Genomic DNA, 545 nt, shown 5'->3' with positions numbered 1-545 from the left:
ATGTCATCCGAAAAGACCGGCCAAAGCCTTCCCCACGCCTCCGACAAGCGTCTGCTGATCGTCGATGACGACGAGCGTTTCTGCAAACGCCTGGGACGTGCCATGGAACAACGCGGCTTTGCCGTAGAGATGGCGGCGAGCGTCGAGGAAGGTGTTGAAGCGGCGCGGGCACGCCCACCCGCCTATGCCGTGGTGGACCTGCGCCTGGGCGATGGCAGCGGGCTGGATGTCGTGGAAACCCTGCGGGCTGCACGTGGGGATACGCGTATCATTGTGCTGACGGGCTATGGAAACATCGCGACGGCCGTTGCCGCGGTCAAGGCCGGAGCAACCGACTACCTGCCCAAGCCGGCCGATGCCGATCAGATCGAATCCGCCCTGCTGGCGCGCGAGGGCAGCCTGCCGCCACCCCCCGAGCAACCGATGTCGGCCGACCGCGTGCGCTGGGAGCATATCCAGCGGGTTTATGAACAGTGTGACCGCAACGTTTCGGAAACCGCCCGACGCCTACGCATGCATCGACGCACTCTGCAACACATCCTGGC

1 protein-coding gene is annotated in these 545 nt (G+C 64.8%); it reads left to right on the top strand.

Annotated features, from left to right (window positions below; genetic code table 11):
• Positions 1-545, top strand: a 545-nt coding sequence (locus FRC98_RS21060) for an ActR/PrrA/RegA family redox response regulator transcription factor (protein ID WP_146983524.1), incomplete at its 3' end; no start/stop codon positions are given.

It is taken from the genome of Lujinxingia vulgaris, from assembly GCF_007997015.1.
Lineage (GTDB): Bacteria > Myxococcota_A > Bradymonadia > Bradymonadales > Bradymonadaceae > Lujinxingia > Lujinxingia vulgaris.
Note: the sequence above shows the minus strand (reverse complement) of the source record. Positions and strands in the feature narration are given on the sequence as shown.